Consider the following 26296-nt stretch of genomic DNA (forward strand, 5'->3'; position numbering starts at 1 on the left):
GAGACGGGGGTCTGGATGAGCGACATGGACACGACCGAGTGGTGGGGGCTGCTGCCGGCCGGGATCCGCGAACAGGTCGACGGGTACGTCCTTCAGGACGCCCTCATGCAGGCGGTGCGTGCCGTGTGGGAAGCCGGCCGAGCGCAGGGTCTGGGGCTCCATGACGCCCAGCTCGTCGTCGACGACCGCTACCTCCACCACGGCGACCGCATCGCCCGCACCCCGGACAGCCCCCTCGACCCGGAGTCCCTGACCGCCGTGCGGCCGGCTGCCCCGGCCGCATCGTGGCGATCGAGGCGGTCTGGGACGGCGACACCGTTCACGGCTGGTTCGTGAACCTGCTGGCCATCACCGCCGACCCCGCCGGCGAGCATCGAATGGCCACCATCTACCGGAGGACGGCCGTGCGGTACCTCGGAGAAGACGAGGACCACGGCCCACTCCGTCCGTCGGCGGCAGCGGCCGACCGGGCCGGCCGGATCCTGGCCGCCCAGCTGTCGGTCCCCTTCCACTTCGCCGGCCCGGACACCCCCGACGACCAGGCGCCACGCTGGCGTCCCGACAATTCCTAGCTCTCCTCCAGCCCCCGGCTGAGCACACGGCCCGGACGGCTCCGGATCACCTCCTAGCTGAGGTGCGGCCCCAACTCATGTGGTCCGACGAGGAGTTCGGCATCCGCGCGGATGTCGACCCCGCGTACCCGCCAGAGGCGTTCGCTCACCACGTCGTCCACGACCAGGGCGACCCCCGGGTTCTGCGGGAGGCTGCGCCACTTCTTGGTGGTGCCCATCGCACGTCCGCCGATCAGGATCGTGCCGTCGTCCTGCGGGAAGAAGCCGACGGGGTTCGCCCGAGGCCGGCCGCGCGGGTCGACGGTGGCCGTGCGGCCCAGCCGCTGCGAGCGCAGATACGTCAGTTCGGCCTCGCTGAATCCGGTCATACAGGCAGCCGAGCACGTCGTCTGCCCGGCCCATCGGCACTCCACCCCAGGGTCTACGGCCAACGGCCTACGCCAAGCGGGTGGACCGGTCGGCATGTTCCGGCGCCGCGCGGCAGCGGTGTGGCACCTTCGCCTCGGACATCCACGGGAAGGGCGGGCACAGACATGGTCAAGGTCGGACGGGTCCTCGTGGCGCTGCTGCTCGCGGCGTTGCCGGGCACGACGGCGACGGCAGTCGCCGAACCCGCCCAGCCGCCGTGGACCGGCAGCTGGGAGACGGCCCCCTCCGGCACCGCACCCGCGCTGCCCGGTGCCGCCGTCCGCAACGTCGTCCACCTGAGCACCGGCGGCACCGCCGTGCGGATCCGGCTCAGCAACCGGCTGGGCACCAAGCCCCTGCAGCTCGGTGCGGTCACGGTCGCGCTGCGCCGGGCTGCCGGACCGGACGCCTTGCCCGGCGCCCTGCGCACCGCCACCTTCCAGGGCGCCCCGACGGCCACCGTCCCGCCCGGCCAGGACCTGCTCACCGACCCGGTCCCGCTGCCCGTACCGGACGACTCCGACCTGCTGGTCACCGTCTACACCCCGGTCGACAGCGGACCGGCCACCTACCACCGCACCGCCCTGCAGACCAGCTACCTGGCCCCCGCCGGCGCCGGCCACGTCGCCGACGAGGACGGCTCCGCGTACACCACCGCCACCGGCTACTGGTACTACGTCACCGGCGTCGACGTCCTCGGCACCGCGGCCGGCTCCGTCGTCGCCTTCGGCGACTCCCTCACCGACGGCAACGGCTCCACCCCCGAAGCCAACCACCGCTGGCCCGACCGGCTGGCCGAGCACCTGCGCGGAGCCCGGCTCGGCGTCCTCAACGCCGGCATCGCGGGCAACCGCCTGCTGCGCGACGGCACCGGACCGAGCGCCCTGGCCCGCCTGGACGCCGACGCCCTGGACCGGGCCGGGGTGCGGATCCTGATCGTGTTCGAGGGCATCAACGACATCAAGGGCACCCCCGAGGCGAGCGACCCCGAGGCCTTCGCGGCCGCGTACCGCACGATCGTCGCCCGCGCCCACGCCCGCGGCATCCAGGTCGTCGGCGTCACCCTCACCCCCTACGGCGGCCATTCCGCCCACACCCCGGCCCGCGAGGCGGTACGGCAGCAGGTCAACACCTTCATCCGCACCGGCGGCGCCTTCGACGCCGTCGCCGACGCCGACGCGGCCGTGCGCGACCCGGCCGCCCCCGAACGGATCCTGCCCGGCTACGACCCCGGCGACCACCTGCACTTCAACGACACGGGCATGCGCGCGGTCGCCGACACCGTGGCCCGGGCCCTGAGCAGCCGGTCCCTCGGCACCGTGGGCGCCGCCCCGGCCGCCGCCTGACCGGTCAGCCCCACAGCACCGCGCCCAGCCACGCGCCCGCGATCAGCAGACACGCGAACAACTCGGCGAGCACGCTGGAGCCGCCGGACCGCATCGTCGTACGCAGCGAGGCCATCGCCTCGCCGTGCCGGCCGAGCCGCAGCCGTTCGTGCAGATAGATCCCGGCCATGAAGCCGGGCAGCGCGCCCAGCACCGGGATCAGGAAGAAGCCGAGCAACGCGCCGACACCGGCGTACACACCCATGCGGGGCGTGGCGCCGCTCGCCCGCAGCCGGCGCGGCGGCAGCGCCCAGCGCACCATCAGGGACAGCAGCAGCACCCCGGTGGCCCCCACCAGGACGCCCCAGGTCACCGGCCGAGGGTCCTGCAGGGCCCACCACAGCACCGCGGCCCACACCAGCCACGATCCCGGCACCCCGGGCACCAGTACTCCGCACAGGCCGAGCACCAGGACCACGCCGACCAGCAGGAGTTCCCACGCTCCCATCTGCCCAGAGTGCCGGAGACCGGAAGAAGCCGCAGGTCACGGGAAGCCTATGAGCGGGACACCCAGCCCCGCTCGTAGGCGTGCCAGCCCAGCTGCAGCCGGGTCGTCACACCGGTCAGCTCCATCAGCCGCTTCACCCGGCGCTGTACGGTCCTGAGACCCAGGTCGAGCTGTTTGGCCACGCTCGCGTCGGTCAGCCCGGCCAGCAGCAGCGACAGCACCTCCAGGTCGGTGGCGTCCGGGCCGTCGGGCTGCTGCTCGGTCACCCCGGACGCCCCCAGCCGCAGCGGCAGCGCCTCGCGCCACACCGACTCGAACAGCCCGGCCAGCAGCTCCAGCAGACCGCTCGCGTGCACCACCAGCGCGGCCGGCCCGACCGTCCTGGAGGTCAGCGGGACCATGGCGAGGGAACGGTCGGCGATCACCAGTTTCGTCGGCACCCGGTCCACCACGCGCACCTGCTCGTCCCGGCCGAGCGCCGCGGCCAGCTCGGTGAGCCCCTGCGGCAGGTCCAGCACCGACCGCTCCACCACCACCCGGTAGCGGACCCCGCGCCCGGCCGCCTGCTCCTCCGCGTCGTTCTCCGTCCCGGACACCACCACCGGATTGCCGGTGACCAGCGCGCACACCTCCTCCACGGCGCCCAGCTGCAGCTGCAGAAAGCGCTGGGCGACCGCCGAGGCGCCGGTCACCACCTCCACCAGGTCGTGCACCTCGGGTTCGGACGCGGCGGCCCGGTACTCCTCGGCCAGCAGTGCCGCCGCCAGTTCCGCCTTCTCCAGCTCGTGCCGCTGCTGGGTCAGCAGCGCGCCCAGCGCCACCCCGGGCGGTGCCGCCACCCAGCGGCCCGGCCGCGCCGGGGACTGTGCCGCGAGGCCCTGCCGCTCCAGCCGGCGCAGCGCACGTTCGGTGTCCGGCTCGGCCAGCGACAGGCGCCGCGCCAGATCGGCCACTTCGGCGGCGCCCACGGACACCAGGGCCCGGTACGCCGACTCGTGCGTCTCGTCCAGGCCTATCGCTGCCAGCATCGACCTACGTCCCTCCCCTGAGAACAAGCCGTCCACGCGGGGCGCCCTGGCGGAAACCGGCCACGGCGCAAACCCGCCGTCGGACATCATCGCCTTACCGACGGTGACTCTGCCAAGGTGGCCAGACCGAGGGACGCGCGGCCGTACTCACGACTCACAGGCGCATCCCAGGAAACCAAGCCACAATTCGGCCATCCGGCCGGCGCCCTCGGCGATCCGGTCGGCTGAGACCGTGAGCCGGGCCCGGACGTGCGCGAACGCACGAGGGGATGCGGGGCCGGGTCACTTCGGATGTCGCCGGGCGGTCCTCCCGTGGGGGGTGGGGCCGCCCGGCGGCCATCAACCGGCGCTCGTACGGCCGTTCGGGCTGTCCCTCGACCTGTCGTTCGCGGTGATCACGTGCGCCGGTTTTTCCTGATGCCCCGTTTTCATCCGGCCGGTGCGGTGGACAATTAGGGGCATGAGCCAGCAGGGGGGTAGGCCCGCCCGTCACGAGGACGACTGGTGGGGGCAGCTGTACGACGAGTCCACCGAGGACACGGGGCCCACGAGCGCCCCCGACTCTCTGGACGACCGCTTCACCTCGGCGCGGAACGCGGTGGCGGGGCGGCCCGGCGGGACGGGGCACACAGGCGGCACGGCCGCCCGGACGCCGCGTCAGGAGTCGCCCCGGGAGCCCGCGGTACCGACGCAGCGAGCCGCGTCACCACCGACCGGTCCCACCGCGCCGCCTCCGCCCGGGCAGACCACCGCGTCACCACCGGGCACCGCTCCCACCGGCGCACCACCCGGGCAGCACGCCCCGTGGGAACCCCCGCCCGCCGAGCCCGAGGCACCGGTGACCTTCCCGCCGGTGCCGGACCGGGCCGGGGACCGGGCGGAAGGGGCGCGCGCGGCGGCCCGCACCTACGAGCCGGAGCCGCCCGGAGCGCGGCCGCCGGTGCAGGGCGGGCCCGCCGGCCGGGCGGAGAGCGCACCCGACCGGGCATCGGAACAGACGCCCGTACCAGGACCCGTACCGGAACCGGTACCGGCACCCTCTGCCGAGCCCGCCATCCCGGCCCAGCCCGCCGCACCCCCCGACGCGTCCGAGCGTCCCGCCGTCTCCCGGCCCCCCGCCACGCCCTTCGCGGGCCCCCCTGCCGTGGCCACCGCACTCGACCTCCCCGTCACACCCCCGCCGCCCCCCTCGTCCCTCGACTACGTCGGCTCCGGACCCCCCACCTACGCCCCCGAGCCCACCGCCCTCCCTGCCGCCGATCCCGACGTACTCGACGAGCTGGTCGCCGACACCGTGCTGGACGGCGCCCGGTACGGGGCCTGCACCCTGCGGGCCGTGTCGATGCGCGGGGACTCGGCGCGCTACCGGGGGGAGCCACGGCGGGACTCGCTGCTCACCGCGCGGTTCGGTACCGGCGAGCAGGCGCTGGTGCTCGTCGCGATGGCGACCGGCGCACGGGCCACACCGGATTCGCACCTGGCGGCGGCAGAGGCCTGCCAGCTGATCGGGCGGGCCGTGGGCCGCAGTCATCAACGACTGGTCGAGGACATCCGGGCCGCCCGGCGCGGCGACCTGAAATCGGGACTGCATCGGCTGGCCGACCGTAGCCTCGGCAAGCTGCGCGCCAGTGCCGTCGAGCAGGACCTGGACCCCGAGGAGTACACGGCGAGCCTGCGCTGCCTGCTGCTGCCCGCCGACCCCGACTGCCGTACCCGGGTGTTCTTCGGGGTCGGCGAAGGGGGCCTGTTCCGGCTGAGGGGAGGTGAGTGGCACGACATCGAACCGCGCGTCTCGCCCGCCGACACCACCGGCGAACCCGTCCTCGGCTTCGGCTCGGCCCCCGCCGAGACCCCCGAGGGCGACCGCCTCACCATGGACCTCGGTATCCCGACCCCGCCGAGTCCGTACGAGCCCGCCCCCGAGCCGCCCCGCGAACCCTTCCGCTTCCGCGCCTCGGTAGCCCGCCCGGGTGACGTGCTGGTGATGGGCACGTGCGGGCTCGCGGAGCCGCTGCGCGGCGAGCCCGCCCTCTGCGCCTATCTGGCCCGCCGCTGGTCCGGCCGCACCCCGCCCGGCCTGGCTGCATTCCTCGCGGACACCCAGGTGCGGGTCAAGGGCTACGCCGACGACCGCACGGCGGCGGCCGTTTGGGAGGCGTAACCACGGCCCCTGTGGACTGATGGACCGGGAGGGGCGGATCCCGGGACAGCGAAGGGGCAGACGAGAGTCATTGCCAAACAGAACGTCGCCGAACAGTTCGTCGACATCCTCGTCCGCGCCGGCGTGCGCCGCCTCTACGGCGTCGTCGGCGACAGCCTCAACCCGGTCGTGGACGCCGTCCGCCGCAACTCCGCCATCGACTGGATCCATGTACGCCACGAGGAGACCGCCGCCTTCGCGGCCGGCGCCGAGGCCCAGATCACCGGCCGACTGGCCGCCTGCGCCGGCTCCTGCGGCCCGGGCAACCTGCACCTCATCAACGGCCTGTACGACGCCCACCGCTCCATGGCTCCGGTGCTCGCCCTCGCCTCCCAGATCCCCCCAGCGAGATCGGCCTCGGCTCCTTCCAGGAGACCCGTCCGGACCGGCTCTTCCAGGAATGCAGCCACTACAGCGAGCTGATCTCCAGCCCGAAGCAGATGCCACGGCTTTCAGCACGCGGTCGGGCAGAGCGGCGTGAGCGTGGTCTCGCTGCCCGGCGACATCGCCGACGAACCCGCCCCGGACAAGGCCCCGCAGAGCGCCCTCGTCACCTCCCGGCCCACCGTCCGGCCCGTGACGCCGAGATCGGCCGGCTCGTGGAGATGATCGACGCGGCCGGCCGGGTCACCCTCTTCTGCGGCAGCGGTACGGCCGGCGCGCACGCCGAGGTCATGCGGTTCGCGGAGCGGATCAAGTCGCCCGTGGGGCATGCCCTGCGGGGCAAGGAGTGGATCCAGTACGACAATCCTTAGTGGCTTACGTATCTCGGTGTAACTGTGCTGTTGCAGCATGCTCGCGCGGGAGCGCCCCGCAGCGCGTGGCTGCGGGGCGCCTAGTGGGGCTTAGTCGACCATCTGCCCGTCGCCCGTACCGCCGACGCACTTCATCCCGACCACCTTTCCGCCGCCGTCCACGCACTCACCCGGGGTGAGGCTTTCGGTGTGGGCGGTGGCGGTGGCGTTGTGGGTGGCGGCCGTGGCGGTGGCAGCGCCTGTGAGGCCGAGTCCGGCGAGGGCTGCCGTGGCGATGACGGCGCCGAGGATTCGTCGAATGCGCATTTGGTTTCCCTTTCACGGATTGCCGCGGTTGGGGCACTGACCAGCTTGATCTTCACCCATATGGGTGGCGCGTTGGGTTACTCCATTCGGGTGACGTCAGTCGAGAATGGGCCACTGGCGACGCAGGGACGGATACCGGTGCCGCAACCCGCCGGAGAGGCCCTGAGGGCCGTGCTCGCATTCACATACGCAGGTATCACCAGTACGACAACCCGTACGACGTCGGCATGAGCGGGCTGCTCGGGTACGGCGCCGCCCACGAGGCCACCCACGAGTGCGACCTGCTGATCCTGCTCGGCACGGACTTCCCGTACAACGCCTTCCTGCCGGACGATGTGCAGATCGCCCGGATCGACGTACGGCCCGAGGTCCTCGGCCGCCGGTCCCGGCTCGACCTCGCCGTGTGGGGAGACGTCCGCGAGACCCTGCGCTGTCTGATCCCCCGGGTCCGGGAGAAGACCGACCGGCGCCGTCAGGCCGTCTCCATGTCCGGCGACGGCGGATTCTCCATGCTGATGGGCGACTTCCTCACGCTCGTGCAGTACGACCTGCCGGTCAAGATCGTGCTGTTCAACAACTCCTCCCCGAGCATGGTCGAGCTGGAGACGCTGGTCGCGGGCCTGCCCTCGTACGGCACCGCCCACACCAACCCCGACTTCGCCGCCATGGCCCGCGCCTGTGGTGCGCACGGTGTGCGGGTGGAGAAGCCCAAGCAGCTCGCCGGGGCGCTGAAGGACGCCTTCAAGCACAAGGGCCCGGCCCTGGTGGACAGCGTCACCGACCCCAACGCCCTGTCCATCCCACCGAAGATCAGCGCGGAGATGGTCACCGGGTTCGCGCTGTCCGCCTCGAAGATCGTGCCGGGCGGAGGCGTCGGACGCATGCTGCAGATGGCTCGCTCCAACCTGCGTAACGTGCCGCGGCCGTAGAGCGCTTGAGGGTCAGCGGTGTCGGCCGGTGGTGGCGGCGCGGGCCTGCCCCGGCCCTGAGGCCGAGTCAGGACCGTTGCATTCCGGCCAGTTTCGCGGGCTTCCCCGGCACGCCGGCGTCTGGCGGGCGGCATATGCGCTCTTCGTGGCGGGGCGCCCGTGGCGACGTAGGGCGCCCCCGGTGGCCGAATTGAAGGCGGCGGGGTCCTCGAAGCCGCGCCGATCCGCCGTACCGGCGTGGCCGAACCACGAGGCGTCGCCGATTCGACATGACTGCCCCCGCGCGCACAGGGCATGGATCCCCGTGAACATGTTCGACCAGGAGGGGCAGGTTCGGCAACGTGCAGGCGGGGGTCATGAAGAGGCAGGCGCGAGGGGGCGGTCCCGTGGCCATAGGGGCCTCCTCGGCGAACGCGGGGGAAGGAGCCGACACCATCACGGAACGGGCGCACACGCCCCAGCTCAGGCGCAGACTGGGGCGGGCGGATCTCAGGGCGGTGCCCGAGGCCCGCCGGGACATGCGCGAGCTCTTACGGCACTGGGGGAGGCCGGACCGCTCGGAGATAGCCGAACTGCTCACCAGCGAACTCGTCACCAACGCGCTCGTGCACACCGACGACGACGCCGTCCTGACCGCCGTCGTCTCACCGCGCGGACTGCGCGTGGAGGTACGGGACTTCGTGGCCCGCAGGCCGCGCCTGCGCGCGCCGGACACGGGCGAGGACACGCACGGCCGGGGGCTGGTCCTGGTGCAGTCCCTCGCGGACGCCTGGGGCGTAAGGCCGCACGGGGTCGGCAAGTCGGTGTGGTTCGAACTCGGCGCCGAGGCCGCGTGAGCGGGACCGGCAGGAGAGCCGGAAACGGCAACGGGACGGGGGCGTGACCTGCGCGGTCACGCCCCCGTCCCGTTCTGCACCCAGGTCTTAGCCGAACTGCTGTTCGAGGTCCTTCAGCTTGCGCTCGAGCGAGTCCAGCCGCGGCAGAGCCATCGTGTCGTCCTCCGCGGTCAGGTCGACGGCGACCGGCTCAGCGCCCTTGCGGACCGGCTGAAGGGAGGGCCGAGAGAGTACGGGCAGTTGCTCCGGCGTCGATATGGCAGGCTCCGCGGTGGCCGGCGCGGGGGCGCGCTCCATGGCCTGCACCTCGACCTGCCGGCCGCCGGTGCGGCCTACGAAGCCGCGATGGCCCCGGCTGATCGCCTTGAGCTGGGCGCGCTCCACCCGCTGCTGGTCGCGCCGGTGCTGGCGCGCCTGCTCCTTCTGCCGTGCGTCGTCGCGGACCTCTTCGACCGCCTCGTCCAGGCTGCGCACGCCCTCCAGGAGCATCAGCGACCAGGCCCTGTAGGTCTCGCGGGGGGCCCGCAGCCAGCGGACGATGCGGATCTGCGGCAGCGGGCGCGGCACCAGCCCCTGCTCACGCAGCGCGGCCCGGCGGGTCTGCTTCAGGGCGCGGTCGAACAGGACGGCCGCCGACAGGGACATGCCGGAGAAGAACTGCGGCGCGCCGTCGTGGCCGACACCCCGGGGAGCGTGCACCCAGTTGAACCAGGCCGCCGCCGCGGCGAACATCCATACGAGTATCCGGGAGCCGAGGGCCGCGTCACCGTGGCTCGCCTCGCGCACCGCGAGGACGGAGCAGAACATCGCCGCGCCGTCCAGACCGAACGGCACCAGGTACTGCCAGCCGCCCGTCAGTCCGAGGTTCTGCTCGCCGAAACCGACCAGGCCGTGGAAGGACAGCGCGGCCGCCACCGCCGCACAGCAGAACAGAAGTACATAGGAGGCCGTGCCGTAGACGGCCTCCTTGCGCCTGCGGCGCTCCTCGCTGCGCTCCCACGAGTCGTCCGCGCTCGCGTTCTCCCCGGAGGAGCGCTTGCCGCGCGCGAGCACCGCCACCGCCGCCAGCATGCCCAGGAGCAGCACGGCGCCCGGAAGCAGCCAGTTCAGCGATATGTCGGTCAATCTCATCAGGGGTCCCTTGCATTGGGATAGGGCGTAACGCCCGCCATAGTGGCCCACTCCCGAAGGCCCTCAGGGGGTTTCGGGGCAAGAGGCCGCCAAGGAAGTGCAGGGGGATGCCCGGGGCGGCGTTCTGCTCGAACTGCCGCTTGAGGGGCGAGAGTTGAGTTCGAATAAGACTACCCGCACGGATGGTTCCCCGGAAAGTTCCTGGGGCTGGTGAGGAAGTTGTGAATTCCCTGTCCGGGAGTGGACGGTCCGGGTCCGATGATCTTAGTGGACCCGCAGGGCTGCTCCGGACCTGAGGAACCCTCAGGCAGCGGCTGCGGAGGTGAGTTTGGCGATCCGGTCGGTGTCGCAGGTGCGCGGGCAGGTGGCGCAGGTGTCCTCGGGCCGCACGGTGTAGAACATGCAGCAGCTGGCTCGGTCGCGGGTGGACAGCGGCTCGCCGTCGGGCCCGCTCAGTACCCGGAACGCGGCCGAGCCGACGTACGGCCGCGTCGCCCCCGGCAGCAGCAGCTCCAGCTCCCGCACGGCCCGCGCCTCCTCGGCCCCGTCCAGCAGATGGGCGACGTACCACAGCCCCTCCACGACCTCGTCGGTCGCCATGCCCCACAGCGCCCGCCCGCGCCGACGCATCCGCGGCCCGAAGGCGGCGAGCACGGGCTCCAGGTGTTCGGCGACGGCCGCCCGCACCTCGGCCCGCAGTGCCTGGGCGTCGGGTACGACGACGGCGCCGGGCAGGGCGGCCGCGGGGTCGTCCGGCAGACAGGCGAAGGAGGCGGGGCGTACGGCCATGCGGCCGGCGGTGCGGTCGTACGAGAGATGCGTCACGGGCAGCCGGGGGACCCGGCGGTCCAGGAACCACGGGACGGTGATCAGCAGGCAGGCCGGCCAGGCGTAGCGGTGCAGGCCGAAGCTCGCCACGACGTCCGGGCGGGCCCGCCGGCCGTAGTCCCGCAGCACCTGTGCCTCGTCCCAGGCGAGAAAGGCCTCGAGGGCCGCGCCGCCCTCCGCCAGCCCGGCGGCGCCGACCCAGCCCTCGCCCCGGGGCATCGGCTCCGCCGCACCGAGGACGGTCACGGCCAGCCCGGGGTAGGCCGCGGTGAGACGGGCGTACGCGGCGGTGAGCGGCGAGGCCGCAGCGGGCATGGCGGAACCACCGGTCCTTGATCGCGGGAAACCGAAGAGGTAAGGCTAACCTTACCCACCCTCCGGGAAATTTGAACTGTTGCCTCGTGCGCCTATGGTGCTTGACGGACAGGTAACAACCCGCCGTTAATGACCCATGTGCCGACAAGCCGGAGGAGGACCCCGTGAAGCAGGGCGTGCAGGGCTCCGCCGGGATTCAGGGCACCGCCCGGATACCGGCACAGCAGCGCGCGGTCGACGTGACCCGGGAGCGGGACGTCGCCCTGCCGGGCGCGCGGGGCGAGCACACCCACTGTGAGGCGCCGATCCCGCAGCCGCGGGCCGTCGTGCAGCGTTCCTCGGTGCGCGGGCAGATCGTGGACGCGCTGCGTACGGCGCTGGTGGCGGGGGAGCTGAAGCCCGGCGCGGTCTACTCGGCGCCGGTGCTCGGTGAACGCTTCGGGGTGTCGGCGACACCGGTGCGGGAGGCCATGCAGCAGCTCGCGCTGGAGGGTGCCGTCGAGGTCGTGCCCAACCGCGGCTTCCGGGTCGTCGAGCGGGGCGCGCGGGAGCTGGCCGAGCTGGCCGAGGTGCGGGGACTGATCGAGATGCCGGTGATGCTGCGGCTCGCCCGCACGGTGCCGCCCGAGCGGTGGGCCGAGCTCCGTCCCCTGGCGGAGGAGACGGCACGCGCCGCGTCCTCCGGCTGCGCGGCGACGTACGCGGAGTCCGACCGGGCCTTCCACCGGGCGGTGCTGTCCCTGTCCGGCAACGGCCAGCTGGTCCGGATCGCGGAGGACCTGCACCGGCGCTCCCAGTGGCCGCTGGTCGGCGGACCCGTCCGGCAGCGCCGAGCTGACCTGGTGGCGGACGCGGCGGAGCACACGGCGCTGCTGGATGCCCTGATCGCCCGTGACCTGGATGTGGTGCGCGGGCTGGTGGGCGAGCACTTCGCGGGCGCGAGCTGAGGGCTCTCGGCCGCCCGGGGGCTCGCCGTCGGGCTGCGGGACGGCTGCCGGCTGCGGCTGCGCTGTGGCCGTTCGCGCAGTTCCCCGCGCCCCTCAGGTCGCAAGTTCCCGAGAGGCGCGGGGAACTGTGCGATCAGCCCCCGCGCACCCGCAATCGGCCGGGGTCCGCGACCACCCGCCGCCGGGCCCCCTCGTCGAACTCCCGTCCGCCGCGCGACAGGACCTACGCGGTCGCCGCCCCCGGTGCCGGTGGTGTCAGCTGGCGGGCCAGCCAGGTGGGGACACCGCCGAGCAACCGGAACAGCCGCCGGGCCTCCTCCCGTAGCCGCGACGCCTCGGGCTCGGACTCGGCGTCCGCCAAGGACGCGAGCGCAGGCGCCGTACCCACCAGGTAGCCCAACTCCTCCCGGATCCGCAGCGATTCGGTGAAACCGTGCCGCGCTTCCGCCAACTCGCCGTCCCGGAGAGCGAGTCCGGCCAGGTGGCGCCAGGTGAAGGACAGCAGGAGGGGGTCGGCGTGCGCCGTGGCGCCCGCGTGGGCCCGGCGGTAGGCCGCCCGCGCCGCCTGCGGGGAGCGGGCGAGGTTCTCGGCCAGCAGGCCCCTGCGGAAGTCCAGCAACGCCCTGCCCGCACCCCCCGGAGGGATCAGCGCCGCCGCCCGCCCCAGCGCGGCCCGCGCCTCGTCCGCCCGGTCCCGTACGGCGTGCAGCGTGGCCGAGTAGGCGAGCTGGCCGCGTTCGCAGGCGGCCGCCCCCCGCTCCTCGTCGGTGTGCGCCAGCGCCTCGGCCGTACGCAGCGCGTCCTCCGCCTCGGCCCAGCCCCGCTCGGTGTACAGGCACCGCTCGACCAGCAGCGCGGCCCGCTGGAGGGCGGCGGCCGGCGTGTCCGGTGGCAGCAGGGCCGCCGCGTCGGCCCAGCACGCCCGCGAGCGCAACCGCCACACCGCGGTCTGGAGAGGATCGTCCCCGGCGGTCGTTCCATTACCAGACATGGCGGAATACGCCACGTTGCCCTCCCCGAGCACGCCATCGAGCTGTTGAGTGGTGGCGGCATTCCAGCACCAATGGCCGGGCCGGGCCAAGAGGGTGGGTGAAAGATTTCACAAAGTAGTGGGGCATTGGCGTGACTTGGTTTGGCCGCCCCACGCCCGGCTGACCTCAGCTCATGCGCAGTGCCAGGAAGAAGTCCAGCTTGTCTTCGAGGCGCGAGAGGTCCCGTCCCGTCAACTGCTCGATACGGCCGACCCGGTAGCGCAGCGTGTTGACGTGCAGGTGGAGCCGGGTGGCGCAGCGGGTCCAGGAGCCGTCGCAGTCCAGGAACGCCTCCAGGGTCGGGATCAGCTCGGCCCGGTGCCGCCGGTCGTAGTCCTTGAGCGGGTCCAGCAGACGGGCCGTGAAGGCGCGGCGGACGTCGTCCGGGACGAACGGGAGCAGCAGGACGTGCGAGGCCAGTTCCTGGTGGCCGGCGGCGCAGACCCGGCCGGGGCGGGCCGCGGCGACCCGGCGGGCGTGCCGGGCCTCCTCCAGGGCGCCGCGCAGCCCCTCCGCCGAGTGCACGGCCGCGCTGACCCCGAGCGTGAGCCGCCCGTCGTCGTTCAGGCCCGCCGACAGCGACTCCCGTACCGACTGCAGCAGTGCGTCGGCGAGCAGGCCGGTCTCCGAGCCGTCGTGCTCGGAGGAGACCGCCGGGAGCGGTACGAGCGCGATGGCCTCGTCGCCCGTGTGCGCGACGGCGATGCGGTCCGAGGGCTCCGGGCCCGTGGCCAGGGGGTCGACCAGGACCTCCTCCAGCAGCGACTGGGCGACCGGGCCGCCCTCGATCTCGTCGCCCTCCCACTCGACGCGGGCCACCACCACCTGCCAGTGCGGGGCAGCGCCGAGCCCGGGCAGCAGCACCGGCGCCGCGACCCTCAGGCGCGCGGCGATCTCGGCGGGCGCGGCACCCGTCTGCACCAGCTCCAGCACCTCCTGGGCGAGCCGGCGCCGTACCGTGCGCGCCGCGTCCCGGCGGTCCCGCTCGACGGCGATCAGCTGGGTGACGCCCTGGAGCAGATCGAGGCGCTCATCCGGCCAGTCCCCGGCGTCCGCCTCGACGGCCAGCAGCCAGTCCGACAGGACCGTCTCGCGCACATCGCGGGCCGCCTGCGGGGAACGCCCGGAGGAGCGGATCGGGAACAGGGAGTACCGGACGCCGCCCAGGACCACCCGGTGCGGACCGCGGCGCCCGGTGCGGGCGGCGGCCAGGTGCTCGGCGGCGAGCTTGGCGCAGGCCTCCGGCGGCAGCTCCGGGCCCGTGGCCTTGGAGCCCGCGATCAGCCGGCCCGTGGGGGAGAGCACCCAGGCGCGCAGGTCCAGATCGGAGCCGAGCAGGTCCAGGACCACGTCCGGGCCGCCGCCCGCCGGGCCGGAGGTCATCATCCGCCGGTGCCGGTCCACCACCGCCGCCAGGTCCCCGGCCCGCTCGCCGGAGACCTGCCGCACGACGTGCTCGGTGATCGTCGCGAACGCCACCGACTCGTGCACCGCGAACAGCGGCAGCCGGTGCCGGGCGCAGGCCAGCACCAGATCGTCGGGCACATCGCCCAGCTCGGCCTCGCCGGCGGCGAGGGCCGCCACCCCGGCCTGCACGAGGAGGCGCACGAAGTGCTCGGAGTCGTCCGCGTCCCGGCGCCAGGCCAGGCCCGTCAGCACCAGTTCGCCGCCCGCGAGGTAGCGGCTCGGGTCGCGCAGGTCGGTGGTCATGACCCCGCGTACGGAGCGGTCCAGCTCGTCTTCGCCACCGAGCAGCCGCAGGCCCAGCGCATCGGTGTCCAGCAGTGCGCGCAGCCGCATCTCGTCGCCGCCGTTCTTTGTCTCGAAAACTACGATGAATCTTGATGGGTGACGGGGGAGGGACCCGACGCGGGGCGCACAGGCCGTTCTCCGGGGTCGTCGGGCTGTTTCCTGCGTTTCCCGAGGAAAACGGAGAGGTTACCGATGACCTCCGTTCATACGAATCTACAAGATGCCCGCAGTGGCCAGCCAACTCCTTCATGGTTTCGGTGACTGACCCCGCCGGAGTACGGGGCGGTGTACTGAGTCCACTCCGCGTTAACAGGACATGAACGAGCCGGGCCCGCCGCACACGGATTGGCTCAATACGTACGACCCACGAGACGAAGAAGAAGAGAGCCGGTCATGGACTTCCTTCGCCCCGCCAGCTGGGAGGAGGCGCTCGCCGCAAAGGCCGAGCACCCCACCGCTGTGCCGATTGCGGGTGGCACCGATGTGATGGTCGAGATCAACTTCGACCACCGCCGGCCCGAGTACCTCCTCGACCTCAACCGCATCGGCGACCTCTCCGAGTGGGAGGTCGGCGCGGACTCCGTACGGCTGGGTGCCTCCGTCCCGTACACCAAGATCATGCAGAATCTCCGTGCCGAGCTGCCGGGTCTCGCGCTCGCCTCGCACACGGTCGCCTCCCCGCAGATCCGCAACCGCGGCGGTGTCGGCGGCAACCTCGGCACGGCCTCGCCCGCCGGTGACGCCCACCCCGCCCTGCTCGCGGCCGGCGCCGAGGTCGAGGCGGAGTCGGCGGCCCGCGGCACCCGCCTGATCCCGATCGACGCGTTCTACACCGGCGTCAAGCGCAACGCGCTCCAGCCCGACGAGCTGATCCGCGCCGTCCACATCAAGAAGGCGGACGGACCGCAGCAGTACTCCAAGGTCGGCACCCGCAACGCCATGGTCATCGCGGTGTGCGCCTTCGGACTCGCCCTGCACCCCGAGACCCGCACCGTCCGGACCGGCATCGGCTCCGCCGCCCCGACGCCCGTGCGGGCCAGGACCGCCGAGGACTTCCTGAACGCGGCCCTGGAAGAGGGCGGCTTCTGGGACAACGGAAAGATCATCACCCCGTCGGTCGCCAAGCAGTTCGCGGACCTGTGCTCCGCGGCCTGCAACCCGATCGACGACGTCCGGGGGACCGCCAGCTACCGCCGCCACGCGGTCGGTGTCATGGCCCGCCGGACACTCACCTGGACCTGGGAGTCGTACCGCGGCACCCGCCACGCCTCGGAGGGAGCTGCGTAATGCGTGTCAACTTCACCGTCAACGGACGCCCGCAGGAAGCAGACGACGTCTGGGAGGGCGAGTCGCTGCTGTACGTCCTGCGCGAGCGGCTCGGCCTGCCCGGTTCCAAGAACGCCTGCGAGCAGGGCGAGTGCGGCTCCTGCACGGTCCGCCTGGACGGCGTCCCGGTCTGTTCCTGCCTGGTCGCGGCCGGACAGGCCGAGGGCCGCGAGGTCGTGACCGTCGAGGGCCTCGCGGACTACGCCAAGCAGCGCACCGAGGGCGGCTGCACGACCGGCGCCTGCGGCACCTCGCTCGACGCGGCCAAGGGATGGCAGGCCAAGGGCACCGACTCGCAGACCGGCGAGGGCGAGGAACTCTCCCCGATCCAGCAGGCGTTCATCGACGCCGGCGCCGTCCAGTGCGGCTTCTGCACCCCCGGTCTGCTGGTCGCCGCCGACGAGATGCTGGAGAACAACCCGAACCCGTCCGACGCGGACATCCGCGAGGCGCTGTCGGGCAACCTGTGCCGCTGCACGGGCTACGAGAAGATCATGGACGCGGTCCGCCTGGCGGCCGCCCGGCAGGGAGAGGCGGTCTGAGCATGCCCACCAACGGCGCTCCCACCAAGATCACCCAGGGTTCCCGTACCAAGGGCGGTATCGGTGAGTCCACGCTCCGCCCGGACGGCACCCTCAAGGTCACCGGCGAGTTCGCGTACTCGTCCGACATGTGGCACGAGGACATGCTGTGGGGCCAGATCCTGCGCTCCACCGTCGCCCATGCCGAGATCGTCTCGATCGACACCGGTGAGGCCCTGGCCACGCCCGGCGTCTACGCGGTCCTGACCTACGACGACCTGCCCACCGAGGTGAAGAACTACGGCCTGGAGATCCAGGACACCCCGGTCCTCGCCCACGGCAAGGTACGCCACCACGGCGAGCCGGTCGCGATCGTCGCCGCCGACCACCCGGAGACGGCACGCCGCGCCGCCGCCAAGATCAAGGTGGAGTACAAGGAGCTGCCCGTCATCACCGACGAGGCCTCCGCCACCGCGCCGGACGCCATCCTCATCCACGAGGGCCGCGACGACCACCACATCGGCCACGTCCCGCACCCGAACATCGTCCACCGCCAGCCGATCGTCCGCGGCGACGTGGAGGCGGCCCGCGGGCGGGCCGACGTAATCGTCGAGGGCGAGTACACCTTCGGCATGCAGGACCAGGCCTTCCTCGGCCCCGAGTCCGGCCTTGCCGTGCCCGAGGAGGACGGCGGCGTCCACCTCTACATCGCCACCCAGTGGCTCCACTCCGACCTGCGCCAGATCGCGCCCGTCCTCGGCCTACCCGAGGACAAGGTGCGCATGACGCTGTCGGGCGTCGGCGGCGCCTTCGGCGGCCGCGAGGACCTGTCGATGCAGATCCACGCCTGCCTGCTGGCGCTGCGCACCGGCAAGCCCGTCAAAATCGTCTACAACCGGTTCGAGTCCTTCTTCGGGCACGTCCACCGCCACCCGGCGAAGCTCCACTACGAGCACGGCGCGACCAAGGACGGCAAGCTCACGCACATGAAGTGCAGGATCGTGCTGGACGGCGGCGCCTACGCGTCCGCCTCCCCGGCGGTCGTCGGCAACGCCTCCTCGCTCTCGGTCGGCCCGTACGTCGTCGACGACGTCGACATCGAGGCCATCGCCCTCTACACCAACAACCCGCCCTGCGGCGCCATGCGCGGCTTCGGCGCGGTCCAGGCCTGCTTCGCCTACGAGGCGCAGATGGACAAGCTGGCGAAGAAGCTGGGCATGGACCCGGTGGAGTTCCGGCAGCTGAACGCGATGGAGCAGGGGACGATCATGCCGACCGGGCAGCCGGTCGACTCCCCGGCCCCGGTCGCCGAACTGCTGCGCCGCGTCAAGGCGATGCCGATGCCGCCCGAGCGCCAGTGGGAGTCCAGCGAGGGCGCCGACGTACGGCAGCTGCCCGGTGGTCTGTCCAACACCACGCACGGCGAAGGCGTCGTACGCGGTGTCGGCATCGCGGTAGGCATCAAGAACGTCGGCTTCTCCGAGGGCTTCGACGACTACTCCACCGCCAAGGTGCGCATGGAGGTCATCGGCGGCGAGCCGGTCGCGACCGTGCACACCGCGATGGCGGAGGTCGGCCAGGGCGGTGTCACCGTCCACGCGCAGATCGCCCGCACCGAGCTGGGCGTCACGCAGGTCACCATCCGCCCGGCCGACACCCAGGTGGGCAGCGCCGGTTCGACCTCGGCCTCGCGGCAGACCTACGTCACCGGCGGCGCCGTGAAGCACACCTGTGAACTCGTCCGCGAGAAGGTCCTGGAGATCGGCCGCCGCAAGTTCGGCACCTACCACCCCGCCTGGGCCACCGCCGAACTCCTCCTGGAGGGCGGCAAGGTCGTCACCGACGGCGGCGAGGTCCTCGGCGACCTGGCCGACGTCCTGGAGGGCGAGACCGTCGAGATCGAGGCGGAGTGGCGGCACCGGCCGACCGAGGCCTTCGACCTGCACACCGGCCAGGGCAACGGACACGTCCAGTACTCCTTCGCCGCGCACCGCGCGGTCGTCGAGGTCGACACCGAACTCGGCCTGGTCAAGGTCATCGAGCTGGCCTGCGCCCAGGACGTCGGCAAGGCGCTCAACCCGCTCTCCGTCGTCGGCCAGATCCAGGGCGGTACGACCCAGGGCCTGGGCGTGGCGGTGATGGAGGAGATCATCGTCGATCCGAAGACGGCCAAGGTCAGGAACCCGTCCTTCACGGACTACCTGATCCCCACGATTCTCGACACGCCGACCATCCCGGTCGACGTGCTCGAACTCGCCGACGACCACGCCCCGTACGGGCTGCGCGGCATCGGCGAGGCCCCGACCCTGTCGTCCACTCCGGCCGTCCTCGCGGCGATCCGGAACGCGACCGGGCTGGAGCTCAACCGCACTCCGGTACGGCCCGAGCACCTCACGGGGACCGTGTAGCACCCCAGCTCTCCGGGCGGCGCAGGGAACGTCACACACTCCGCCGCGCCGCCCGGAGGAACCCCCTTTGAGTTCCGCACCGCTCGCGGTCCTTGAAGTACCAGGAAATTCGTTCGTCTCGGGCCGTCCCCCGGGTCGTCCATTCCCCAAATCCCGTGACCGCAGAGGCGGTTGTACGGGTGCCCCTGTGAACCTTGGGAGATGGCACCATGACCCAGCAGTCAGTGGAGCCCAGGACCGCAGCCGACGACGCCGGCGATGGCAGCCGCGTCCCGGCCGGGCGGTCCTGGCTCGACCGGTACTTCCACATATCCAGAAGAGGGTCCACGGTCTCGCGTGAGGTCCGCGGCGGCATCACCACCTTCATGGCGATGGCCTACATCCTCCTGCTCAACCCCCTCATCCTGTCCGGCAAGGACGCGGCGGGGGACACGCTCGGCCAGAAGGCACTGATCACCGCGACCGCGTTCGCGGCGGCCTTCACCACGCTGCTGATGGGCTTCGTCGGCAAGGTGCCCCTCGCGCTCGCCGCCGGCCTGTCCGTCTCCGGCGTCCTGTCCTCGCAGGTCGCCCCGCAGATGACCTGGCCACAGGCCATGGGCATGTGTGTGATGTACGGCGTCGTCATCATGCTGCTGGTCGTCACCGGCCTGCGCGAGATGATCATGAACGCGATTCCGCTCGCGCTCAAGCACGGCATCACGATGGGCATCGGTCTCTTCATCGCCCTCATCGGTTTCTACAAGGCCGGCTTCGTGCACCAGGGCAAGGCCACCCCGGTGAGCCTCGGCCCCGCCGGTGAACTCGCCGGCTGGCCGGTCCTGCTCTTCGCCGGCACCCTCCTGCTGATCTTCATGCTGCAGGCCCGGAACATCCCCGGCGCCATCCTCATCGGCATCATCTCCGGCACGGTCGTCGCCGCCGTCCTCAACGGGCTCGGCGTCATCGACCCCAAGCAGTGGGCGAACGGCGCCCCCGAACTGCACGGCGGCGCGGTCTCGATGCCCGACTTCTCGCTCTTCGGACACGTCGAGTTCGGCGGCTGGGGCAAGGTCGGCGCGATGACCGTGGGCATGATCGTCTTCACGCTCGTGCTCGCCGGGTTCTTCGACGCGATGGCCACCATCATCGGCGTCGGCACCGAGGCCAACCTGGCCGACGACAAGGGCCGTATGCCGGGCCTGTCCAAGGCGCTGTTCATCGACGGCGCCGGCGGTGCGATCGGCGGTGTGTCGGGCGGCTCCGGCCAGACGGTGTTCATCGAGTCGGCCACCGGCGTCGGCGAGGGCGCCCGTACCGGTCTCGCCTCCGTCGTCACCGGCCTGTTCTTCGCTGCCTGTCTGTTCTTCACCCCGGTCACGGCGATCGTCCCGCAGGAGGTCGCCTCCGCCGCCCTGGTCGTCATCGGCGCCATGATGCTGATGAACGCCCGGCACGTGGACTGGGCCGACCGCGCCACCGCGATCCCGGTCTTCCTGACCGTCGTCCTGATGCCGTTCACGTACACCATCACCACCGGTGTCGCCGCGGGCGTCATCTCCTACGTGGCCATCAAGACCGCCCAGGGCAAGGCCCGCGAGATCGGTGCCTTCATGTGGGGTCTGACGGTCATCTTCCTGGTCTACTTCGCGCTCCATCCCATCGAGGGCTGGCTCGGCGTGCACTAGCCGCCCGCCCGACGCCCTTCCACGCAACCCGTTAGGAGACCGAGAGATGCTGGACATCGCCGAGGAGCTGAACCGGTGGGTCGAGCAGGGCCGTGACTTCGCCGTCGCCACCGTGGTGGCCGTCGGCGGCAGCGCCCCGCGCCAGCCGGGCGCCGCCCTCGCGGTGGACGCCGACGGCACGGCCATCGGCTCGGTCTCCGGCGGGTGCGTGGAAGGCGCCGTGTACGAGCTGTGCCAACAGGCACTCGAGGACGGGGAAACCGTGCTCGAGCGCTTCGGATACAGCGACGAGGACGCCTTCGCCGTGGGCCTGACCTGCGGGGGCATCATCGACATCCTGGTCACACCGGTCCGCGCGGACGGTCCCGCCCGGCCGGTGCTCGCGGCCGCGCTGGCCGCCGCCGCCGGTGGGGAGGCGGCGGCGGTCGCGCGGATCGTCGAGGGGCCGGCCGACCTGAGGGGCCGGGCTCTGCTCGTACGTCCCGACGGTTCCTGGGACGGCGGTTTCGGCGCCCACCCCGAACTGGACCGGACGGTGGCCGCCGAGGCCGGCGCCTTCCTGGACGCGGGCCGCACCGGCACCCTGGAGATCGGCGAGCAGGGCTCGCGCTGCGGCGCCCCGCTGACCGTCCTGGTGGAGTCCTCGGTCCCCGCCCCCCGGATGATCGTCTTCGGCGCGATCGACTTCGCCTCCGCGCTGGTCCGCGTCGGCAAGTTCCTGGGCTACCGCGTGACGGTGTGCGACGCCCGCCCGGTGTTCGCCACCCGGGCCCGCTTTCCCGAGGCCGACGAGATCGTCGTCGAGTGGCCCCACACGTACCTGGAGGGCACCGAGGTCGACGGCCGCACCGTGCTGTGCGTCCTCACCCACGACGCCAAGTTCGACGTGCCGCTGCTGCGGCTGGCCCTGCGCCTGCCGGTCGCCTACGTCGGCGCGATGGGCTCCCGCCGCACCCACCTGGACCGCAACGAGCGCCTGCGCGACATCGGCGTCACCGAACTCGAACTGGCCCGTCTGCGCTCCCCGATCGGCCTGGACCTCGGCGCCCGTACGCCCGAGGAGACCGCCCTGTCCATCGGCGCGGAGATCGTCGCGAACCGGCGGGGCGGCAGCGGGATCTCCCTGACCGGAGCCCACACCCCGATCCACCATGACGCGACCTCACGCCCGGCGGGGCGGATCGGGTCGGTGGCCTGAGACCGGGCCGGTGGGCCGAGGCGCACGCGGGAGGGGCGATTGCCGGCCGGCGCCGCCCTGAGCCGCGCTGTCCGGACCCGGCATGCCGTTCGCCGTCGGCGAGCGCCCGCCCGCGGACGCCGGCCACCGCGGTGGCCGTTGCCGATCGCCCGTCCCCGTGCGCGTGCCCCTCACTCACGGCCGCCTGAGCAACCGGTTGATCGCCCGCCCGAACACCGCGCGTGACGCTCGCTCCAGCACGCCGTCGAGGAAGCGCGGCAAGAGGCGGAGCCGCAGCTCCTCCCGCCACACCACCCGGGTACGGCCCCCGGGCCCCGGCCGGACCTCGATCTCGGCCCAGCCGAGCACGACCCGCCCGCGTTTCTCCAGGCGGCACAGGCCGGGCCCGCCGTCGTCCGGCGGGCGCCAGAGCGTGACCTCCATGGGGTCCTCGAAGGCGAGGGGGCCGAAGCCTGAACGGGCCACGAAGCGTGTGCCCTCCCGGGTCGGCGCGGGCGTGACCACGGTGATCCGGGTGAGCGGGACCACGTCGCCGTGGCGCGGCCACTCGGTGAGCCGGCGCCACACCTCGTCGAGGGGGAGCGGCACGGTGCGTCGGAGAGAGAAGAAGGGCACAGCACGATCGTAGGGAATAACCGTCGGCCACCTGCGAGTTCGCTCCCGGCTCACCTCTCCGGGGCAGCAGCGGGACGACCGCCGGCGCACGGGTGAGCACACGAGTGGCCGATGGGACGCAACGTGCTCACCCTGGAAGGGTGAGCACCGCGGACCGCACCGCGGCGGCCTCCGGCCTGAGCGGGTTCCTGGAGAGCCCCGTCGTCGGCATGGCTCCGTGGATCATCTTCTCCCTGCTGGTCGGACCGGGCCGGTTCGAGATCTCGGTCGCTCTCGCCCTGGCCTGCTCGGTCGCCCTGATCCTCCTGGGCAGGCTGGCCCACCGGGGCAGCTCATGGAAGCTCCTGGAACTCTCCGACCTGGTCTTCTTCGCCGGCATGGCCGTCGTGGGCATCCTGGCGAGCGACGGCACGCTGCGCTGGCTCGAGACGTATGCCGGGGAGGTCTCCAACATCGCCCTGGTGCTGATCGCCTTCGGCTCGATGGCCGTCCGGATGCCGTTCACCCTCCAGTACGCCCGCGAACAGGTCGACCCGGCCCTCTGGGACACACCCGCGTTCCTGCGCACCAACTACGTCATCACCGGGGTGTGGGGGCTCGCCTTCCTGGTGGCGGCGCTCGCGGGCGGCTACGGCGACCTCGTCCTGCACAACCCGAACAACCTCTGGACCGGCTGGATCATCCAGCTCCTGGCCATCGTCGCGGCCTTCCGGTTCACCGACTGGTACCCCGACGTGGTCCGTGCCCGCGCCCGGCGCGACAGCGGACTGCCGGGCCCGGCCCCGCCCCGGGTGGCCGACCTGGTGCTGCCGCTGGCCGGCCTGCTGGTGCCGATCGGGATCGCCGTCCTGGTCTTCGACGCCATGTGGTGGCTGGGCGCGGCCCTCATCGTGGCCGGCACGCTGCTCACCAAGGCGTTGCGGGACGCCGGGACCGGCCCGGCCGCGGGCGCTTGACCTGGCAGGTAATCGACCCCGGGGCCGGCTCCGGGAAAGATCGGGAGCGTGGCACGACGGGACGCCCCGTCCCGTCCGAACCCGCCCGGACCACCCCGAGGAGCCCCCATGCCGTACTACGAGAGCCCCGTCGACGGCACCCGTCTGCACTATGTCGACCACGGCCCCGCCTCCGGACCCGTCGTCGTCTTCGTCAGCAGCGCGTACCTCGGCCACGAGCTGTGGGAGTACCAGATGCTGCCGCTGGCCGAGGCCGGCTACCGGTGCGTCGGGTTCGACCGGCGCGGCCACGGACGCTCGGACGACACCTGGCTCGGCTACGACCTCGACACCCTCGCCGACGATGTCCACGGCCTGCTCGACCACCTCGACCTGCGGGAAGCGACGCTGATCGGGCACTCCGTCGGCGCCGCCGAGGTGGTTCGCTGCCTGACCCGGCACGGCTCCGGCCGGGTGGCCCGGGCCGCGCTCGTCGCCGGCCTCACCCCGGGCCTCGTCCGCTCGCCGGGCCTTCCGCAGGGCGTGGACCCGGAGGTGGTGCGCGCCGACGACGAGGTCTTCCGGCGCGACCGCGCGGGGTACTTCACCGCCGCGGCGGACGACTTCTTCGCCATCGGCCGGCCCGGCAACGAGCTGTCCGCCGCCTATGTCCGGTACCTCGTGGACCGCTGTCTGGCCGCCACCCCCCGCGCCGCGAACGAGGTGCGGGCCGTGGTCGCCGCCCTCGACCTCACCGCCGAACTGCCCGGCGTGAGTGTCCCGGTACTCGTCGTGCACGGCACCCATGACACCTCGGCACCCCTCGCGCTCACCGGGGAACGCGCCGCGCGGCTGCTGCCGCACGCCACGCTGAAGGTGTACGAGAACGGCGGCCACGGCCTGTTCGCCACCCACGCGGAACAGCTCACGGCGGACCTGCGGGAGTTCATCGACGCGGGGGCCGCCCCGCGTCGTCCGGGTGCGCCGGACGAGGGCCGCGCGGCTGTTTCGGCCGAGGGGCGCGAAGGGCGTTCGGCCCGGAACGGCCGGCGCATCCCGGCCTGAACCTCTTCGAGTTCACACCCGGTACCGAGTTCACACCCGGTACCGAGGCCACACCCGGTACCGAGGCCACACCCGGTACCGAGGTCAGGGTCGGTACACCTGCCCCGGCTCGGCCTTGCCGGGCGCCAGCAGCTGGGGCACCGTCACGAAGACGTACCCGCGCTCCTTCAGTGCGTCGATGATGCCGGGAACGGCGGGCACGGTGCCCTTGTAGATGTCGTGCAGCAGGATGATCCCGTCCCGGGACGCCTGCTCCAGCACCCGCTTGGTGATCAGCGCGGAGTCGTTGGTCGTGTAGTCCTTCGCGGTCACGCTCCACAGCACCTCCGCGAGGCCCTGCTCCCTGGCGATCTTGTGGACGTCGGCGTCCGTGCGGCCCTGCGGCGGGCGCATCAGCGTGGGCTTGTGCCCGGTGAGCCGCTCTATCGCGTCGTTGGGCCGCTTCAGCTCCTCCCGTATCTGCGCGTCCGAGATCCGGGTGAGGATCTTGTGGTCCCAGGTGTGGCTCGCCACCTCGTGGCCCTCGGCCGCCATCCGCTTGACCAGCTCCGGATACGTGTCGATGTGCCGCTTGCCGAGCAGGAAGAAGGTCGCCGGGACCTTCTTCTCCTTGAGGATGTCCAGCAGCCGTGCCGAGTTCTCGCTGGGCCCGGCGTCGAAGGTGAGCGCGATGCACTTGGCCCGGCGGCAGTCGACGGTCCCGAACCGGGCCTGTGCCCCGTGCGCGGCCTCGGCCCGTGCGCCGCTCGGCGAGGTCGTGTCGACCTCGGCGCAGCCGGACACCGTGAGAGCCAGACAGGCCACGGCGGAGGCGAGCGCGGACAGACGCAACCTTCGGCGCCCTCCGTGCATCTTCTGGGGCGCGGGCTGCGAGGCCGGGTTCGTCCCGGCCGAAGTCGAAAGAGGCATGCGGGGACTATACACTCAGTGTATAGATCGCATGTTCGAATACTTGCGCGTGCGCCGCGGACCACAAGCCGGGTCGCCGTAGCACCATGGAGGTACGGGCGAGCAGAGGACCCCCGGCGAGAGGACGAGCCCATGCGCTACCGGGACCGTGCCGAGGCCGGACGGACACTCGCCGGCCTGCTGAGCGACCTGCACGACCGGGGCGAACTCCCCGACCCCGTCGTCCTGGCCCTGCCCCGGGGCGGGATCGCCGTGGCCGCGCCCGTCGCCCGGGCCCTGGGTGCCCCGCTCGACGTGCTCGTCGTACGCAAGATCGGCGCCCCGCACCACGAGGAGTTCGCCGTCGGTGCCCTCGCCGCCGACGACCCGCCCCTCTTCGACACCGACACCCTCGATCACCTGGGCCTGACCGAGGAGCGACTCGCCCCGGTCGTGGAGCGGGAGCGGCGCGAACTGGCCCGGCGCGAGCAGCGCTACCGCGGCGACCGCCCGCCTCTGGAGCTGCGCGGCCGTACCGTCATCGTCGTCGACGACGGCCTGGCCACCGGTGCGACCGCCCGCGCCGCGCTGCGCCATGTGTCGCGCCGCGCCCCCGCCCGGGTCGTCCTGGCGGTCCCGGTCGGCGCCCCGGACTCCCTGGACCGGCTCGCCGACGAGGCCGACACCGTCGTGTGCCCGTACCGGCCGGCCGCGTTCAGCGCCGTCGGCCAGTGGTACGACGACTTCGCGCAGCTGACCGACGCCGACGTGCTCGGCGCACTCCATGTGCGGTGAACGAGGA

General features: G+C 72.6%; 24 protein-coding genes and 2 pseudogenes. 16 read left to right on the top strand and 10 right to left on the bottom strand.

The features are described from left to right. The first annotated feature begins 15 nt into the window (after positions 1–15). Together ACIRU3_RS10545 and ACIRU3_RS10550 are read left to right on the top strand one after the other, a co-directional pair. Positions 16–336: a hypothetical protein gene (locus ACIRU3_RS10545; RefSeq protein WP_404054273.1), complete on the top strand. Its 321-nt coding sequence runs from the start codon at positions 16–18 to the stop codon at positions 334–336. Further along, complete coding sequence (locus ACIRU3_RS10550; RefSeq protein ID WP_404054275.1) at positions 333–572, top strand: hypothetical protein; 240 nt, start codon at positions 333–335, stop codon at positions 570–572. The genes ACIRU3_RS10545 and ACIRU3_RS10550 overlap by 4 nt, the downstream gene beginning before the upstream one ends. A gap of 53 nt (positions 573–625) precedes the next feature. Here ACIRU3_RS10550 and ACIRU3_RS10555 read toward each other — a convergent pair whose 3' ends face one another. After that, a complete protein-coding gene (locus tag ACIRU3_RS10555) occupies positions 626–940 on the bottom strand; it encodes a PPOX class F420-dependent oxidoreductase (RefSeq protein WP_404054278.1) in 315 nt (104 codons plus the stop codon). A 165-nt stretch (positions 941–1105) separates the two neighbouring features. Between ACIRU3_RS10555 and ACIRU3_RS10560 the strand changes: the two genes are divergently transcribed. Next, complete coding sequence (locus ACIRU3_RS10560; RefSeq protein WP_404054280.1) at positions 1106–2326, top strand: SGNH/GDSL hydrolase family protein; 1221 nt, start codon at positions 1106–1108, stop codon at positions 2324–2326. 4 nt (positions 2327–2330) lie between these two features. Here the strand turns inward: ACIRU3_RS10560 and ACIRU3_RS10565 are convergent, their stop codons facing one another. Together ACIRU3_RS10565 and ACIRU3_RS10570 are read right to left on the bottom strand one after the other, a co-directional pair. Continuing rightward, positions 2331–2813 (bottom strand): DUF456 domain-containing protein, encoded by a 483-nt coding sequence (locus ACIRU3_RS10565; RefSeq protein WP_404054283.1) that lies wholly within the window; start codon positions 2811–2813, stop codon positions 2331–2333. Positions 2814–2860: 47 nt separating this feature from the next. After that, the gene (locus ACIRU3_RS10570) at positions 2861–3841 is read right to left on the bottom strand and encodes a helix-turn-helix domain-containing protein (protein ID WP_404054285.1); all 981 of its coding nucleotides are present in this window, start codon (positions 3839–3841) and stop codon (positions 2861–2863) included. A gap of 460 nt (positions 3842–4301) precedes the next feature. On the opposite strand from ACIRU3_RS10570, the gene ACIRU3_RS10575 reads away from it, so the two are divergent. Both ACIRU3_RS10575 and ACIRU3_RS10580 read left to right on the top strand, forming a co-directional pair. Continuing rightward, entirely contained in the window at positions 4302–6002 is a 1701-nt protein-coding gene (locus tag ACIRU3_RS10575; RefSeq protein WP_404054287.1) for a protein phosphatase 2C domain-containing protein, read from the top strand. Positions 6003–6071: 69 nt separating this feature from the next. Continuing rightward, positions 6072–6781: pseudogene (locus ACIRU3_RS10580) on the top strand (thiamine pyrophosphate-binding protein); the annotation flags it as partial. A gap of 105 nt (positions 6782–6886) precedes the next feature. Here ACIRU3_RS10580 and ACIRU3_RS10585 read toward each other — a convergent pair. Then, positions 6887–7102 (bottom strand): hypothetical protein, encoded by a 216-nt coding sequence (locus ACIRU3_RS10585; protein ID WP_404054291.1) that lies wholly within the window; start codon positions 7100–7102, stop codon positions 6887–6889. A gap of 143 nt (positions 7103–7245) precedes the next feature. Here ACIRU3_RS10585 and ACIRU3_RS10590 point away from each other — a divergent pair. Both ACIRU3_RS10590 and ACIRU3_RS10595 read left to right on the top strand, forming a co-directional pair. Continuing rightward, a pseudogene (locus ACIRU3_RS10590) lies at positions 7246–8031 on the top strand (thiamine pyrophosphate-dependent enzyme); the annotation flags it as partial. A gap of 386 nt (positions 8032–8417) precedes the next feature. After that, positions 8418–8867 (top strand): ATP-binding protein, encoded by a 450-nt coding sequence (locus ACIRU3_RS10595; RefSeq protein WP_404054293.1) that lies wholly within the window; start codon positions 8418–8420, stop codon positions 8865–8867. Positions 8868–8954: 87 nt separating this feature from the next. Here ACIRU3_RS10595 and ACIRU3_RS10600 read toward each other — a convergent pair whose 3' ends face one another. Continuing rightward, positions 8955–9998 carry a DUF2637 domain-containing protein gene (locus tag ACIRU3_RS10600; protein ID WP_404054295.1) on the bottom strand — a complete coding sequence of 348 codons (1044 nt, stop codon included), beginning with the start codon at positions 9996–9998 and terminating at the stop codon, positions 8955–8957. Between the two features lie 303 nt (positions 9999–10301). Continuing rightward, positions 10302–11141, bottom strand: coding sequence for a (2Fe-2S)-binding protein (locus ACIRU3_RS10605; RefSeq protein ID WP_404054298.1), 840 nt, complete (start codon positions 11139–11141; stop codon positions 10302–10304). A gap of 164 nt (positions 11142–11305) precedes the next feature. Here ACIRU3_RS10605 and ACIRU3_RS10610 point away from each other — a divergent pair, with 164 nt between their 5' ends. Beyond that, the gene (locus ACIRU3_RS10610; protein WP_404054301.1) at positions 11306–12088 is read left to right on the top strand and encodes a GntR family transcriptional regulator; all 783 of its coding nucleotides are present in this window, start codon (positions 11306–11308) and stop codon (positions 12086–12088) included. 223 nt (positions 12089–12311) lie between these two features. On the opposite strand, the gene ACIRU3_RS10615 is transcribed toward ACIRU3_RS10610, so the two are convergent. Beyond that, entirely contained in the window at positions 12312–13079 is a 768-nt protein-coding gene (locus tag ACIRU3_RS10615) for a hypothetical protein (RefSeq protein ID WP_404054304.1), read from the bottom strand. Positions 13080–13245: 166 nt separating this feature from the next. After that, positions 13246–14919 carry a PucR family transcriptional regulator gene (locus tag ACIRU3_RS10620; RefSeq protein WP_404054307.1) on the bottom strand — a complete coding sequence of 558 codons (1674 nt, stop codon included), beginning with the start codon at positions 14917–14919 and terminating at the stop codon, positions 13246–13248. 345 nt (positions 14920–15264) lie between these two features. Here ACIRU3_RS10620 and ACIRU3_RS10625 point away from each other — a divergent pair, with 345 nt between their 5' ends. The 5 genes from ACIRU3_RS10625 to ACIRU3_RS10645 all read left to right on the top strand — a co-directional run bounded on the left by ACIRU3_RS10625 (position 15265) and on the right by ACIRU3_RS10645 (position 21991). Beyond that, positions 15265–16158, top strand: coding sequence for an FAD binding domain-containing protein (locus tag ACIRU3_RS10625; protein WP_404054309.1), 894 nt, complete (start codon positions 15265–15267; stop codon positions 16156–16158). After that, positions 16158–16739 carry a (2Fe-2S)-binding protein gene (locus tag ACIRU3_RS10630; RefSeq protein ID WP_404054311.1) on the top strand — a complete coding sequence of 194 codons (582 nt, stop codon included), beginning with the start codon at positions 16158–16160 and terminating at the stop codon, positions 16737–16739. The genes ACIRU3_RS10625 and ACIRU3_RS10630 overlap by 1 nt, the downstream gene beginning before the upstream one ends. 2 nt (positions 16740–16741) lie before the next feature. Further along, entirely contained in the window at positions 16742–19126 is a 2385-nt protein-coding gene (locus tag ACIRU3_RS10635) for a xanthine dehydrogenase family protein molybdopterin-binding subunit (protein ID WP_404054314.1), read from the top strand. A gap of 209 nt (positions 19127–19335) precedes the next feature. Then, positions 19336–20793 (top strand): NCS2 family permease, encoded by a 1458-nt coding sequence (locus tag ACIRU3_RS10640; RefSeq protein ID WP_404054316.1) that lies wholly within the window; start codon positions 19336–19338, stop codon positions 20791–20793. 46 nt (positions 20794–20839) lie between these two features. Further along, positions 20840–21991 (top strand): XdhC family protein, encoded by a 1152-nt coding sequence (locus ACIRU3_RS10645; RefSeq protein ID WP_404054319.1) that lies wholly within the window; start codon positions 20840–20842, stop codon positions 21989–21991. Positions 21992–22165: 174 nt separating this feature from the next. Here the strand turns inward: ACIRU3_RS10645 and ACIRU3_RS10650 are convergent, their stop codons facing one another. After that, complete coding sequence (locus ACIRU3_RS10650) at positions 22166–22606, bottom strand: SRPBCC family protein (protein ID WP_404054321.1); 441 nt, start codon at positions 22604–22606, stop codon at positions 22166–22168. A gap of 140 nt (positions 22607–22746) precedes the next feature. Between ACIRU3_RS10650 and ACIRU3_RS10655 the strand changes: the two genes are divergently transcribed. Next, positions 22747–23562, top strand: coding sequence for a hypothetical protein (locus tag ACIRU3_RS10655; protein WP_404054324.1), 816 nt, complete (start codon positions 22747–22749; stop codon positions 23560–23562). 108 nt (positions 23563–23670) lie between these two features. After that, the gene (locus ACIRU3_RS10660; RefSeq protein ID WP_404054326.1) at positions 23671–24606 is read left to right on the top strand and encodes an alpha/beta fold hydrolase; all 936 of its coding nucleotides are present in this window, start codon (positions 23671–23673) and stop codon (positions 24604–24606) included. Positions 24607–24690: 84 nt separating this feature from the next. On the opposite strand, the gene ACIRU3_RS10665 is transcribed toward ACIRU3_RS10660, so the two are convergent. Then, on the bottom strand, positions 24691–25458 hold the full coding sequence (locus ACIRU3_RS10665; protein WP_404054457.1) for a polysaccharide deacetylase family protein: 768 nt from the start codon (positions 25456–25458) through the stop codon (positions 24691–24693). Positions 25459–25647: 189 nt separating this feature from the next. Here ACIRU3_RS10665 and ACIRU3_RS10670 point away from each other — a divergent pair, with 189 nt between their 5' ends. Continuing rightward, the gene (locus ACIRU3_RS10670; RefSeq protein ID WP_404054329.1) at positions 25648–26289 is read left to right on the top strand and encodes a phosphoribosyltransferase; all 642 of its coding nucleotides are present in this window, start codon (positions 25648–25650) and stop codon (positions 26287–26289) included. Positions 26290–26296: the final 7 nt, after the last annotated feature.

The sequence above is a fragment of the Streptomyces sp. NPDC101151 genome (assembly GCF_044768335.1).
In the GTDB taxonomy this organism is placed as follows: domain Bacteria; phylum Actinomycetota; class Actinomycetes; order Streptomycetales; family Streptomycetaceae; genus Streptomyces.

Coding starts and splice junctions, on each gene's coding strand:
- ACIRU3_RS10545 (WP_404054273.1), top strand. CDS start 16: ATGAGCGACATGGACACGACCGAGTGGTGGGGGCTGCTGCCGGCCGGG.
- ACIRU3_RS10555 (WP_404054278.1), bottom strand. CDS start 940: ATGACCGGATTCAGCGAGGCCGAACTGACGTATCTGCGCTCGCAGCGG.
- ACIRU3_RS10560 (WP_404054280.1), top strand. CDS start 1,106: ATGGTCAAGGTCGGACGGGTCCTCGTGGCGCTGCTGCTCGCGGCGTTG.
- ACIRU3_RS10565 (WP_404054283.1), bottom strand. CDS start 2,813: ATGGGAGCGTGGGAACTCCTGCTGGTCGGCGTGGTCCTGGTGCTCGGC.
- ACIRU3_RS10570 (WP_404054285.1), bottom strand. CDS start 3,841: ATGCTGGCAGCGATAGGCCTGGACGAGACGCACGAGTCGGCGTACCGG.
- ACIRU3_RS10575 (WP_404054287.1), top strand. CDS start 4,302: ATGAGCCAGCAGGGGGGTAGGCCCGCCCGTCACGAGGACGACTGGTGG.
- ACIRU3_RS10585 (WP_404054291.1), bottom strand. CDS start 7,102: ATGCGCATTCGACGAATCCTCGGCGCCGTCATCGCCACGGCAGCCCTC.
- ACIRU3_RS10600 (WP_404054295.1), bottom strand. CDS start 9,998: ATGAGATTGACCGACATATCGCTGAACTGGCTGCTTCCGGGCGCCGTG.
- ACIRU3_RS10605 (WP_404054298.1), bottom strand. CDS start 11,141: ATGCCCGCTGCGGCCTCGCCGCTCACCGCCGCGTACGCCCGTCTCACC.
- ACIRU3_RS10615 (WP_404054304.1), bottom strand. CDS start 13,079: ATGTCTGGTAATGGAACGACCGCCGGGGACGATCCTCTCCAGACCGCG.
- ACIRU3_RS10620 (WP_404054307.1), bottom strand. CDS start 14,919: ATGCGGCTGCGCGCACTGCTGGACACCGATGCGCTGGGCCTGCGGCTG.
- ACIRU3_RS10625 (WP_404054309.1), top strand. CDS start 15,265: ATGGACTTCCTTCGCCCCGCCAGCTGGGAGGAGGCGCTCGCCGCAAAG.
- ACIRU3_RS10630 (WP_404054311.1), top strand. CDS start 16,158: ATGCGTGTCAACTTCACCGTCAACGGACGCCCGCAGGAAGCAGACGAC.
- ACIRU3_RS10635 (WP_404054314.1), top strand. CDS start 16,742: ATGCCCACCAACGGCGCTCCCACCAAGATCACCCAGGGTTCCCGTACC.
- ACIRU3_RS10640 (WP_404054316.1), top strand. CDS start 19,336: ATGACCCAGCAGTCAGTGGAGCCCAGGACCGCAGCCGACGACGCCGGC.
- ACIRU3_RS10645 (WP_404054319.1), top strand. CDS start 20,840: ATGCTGGACATCGCCGAGGAGCTGAACCGGTGGGTCGAGCAGGGCCGT.
- ACIRU3_RS10660 (WP_404054326.1), top strand. CDS start 23,671: ATGCCGTACTACGAGAGCCCCGTCGACGGCACCCGTCTGCACTATGTC.
- ACIRU3_RS10665 (WP_404054457.1), bottom strand. CDS start 25,458: ATGCACGGAGGGCGCCGAAGGTTGCGTCTGTCCGCGCTCGCCTCCGCC.
- ACIRU3_RS10670 (WP_404054329.1), top strand. CDS start 25,648: ATGCGCTACCGGGACCGTGCCGAGGCCGGACGGACACTCGCCGGCCTG.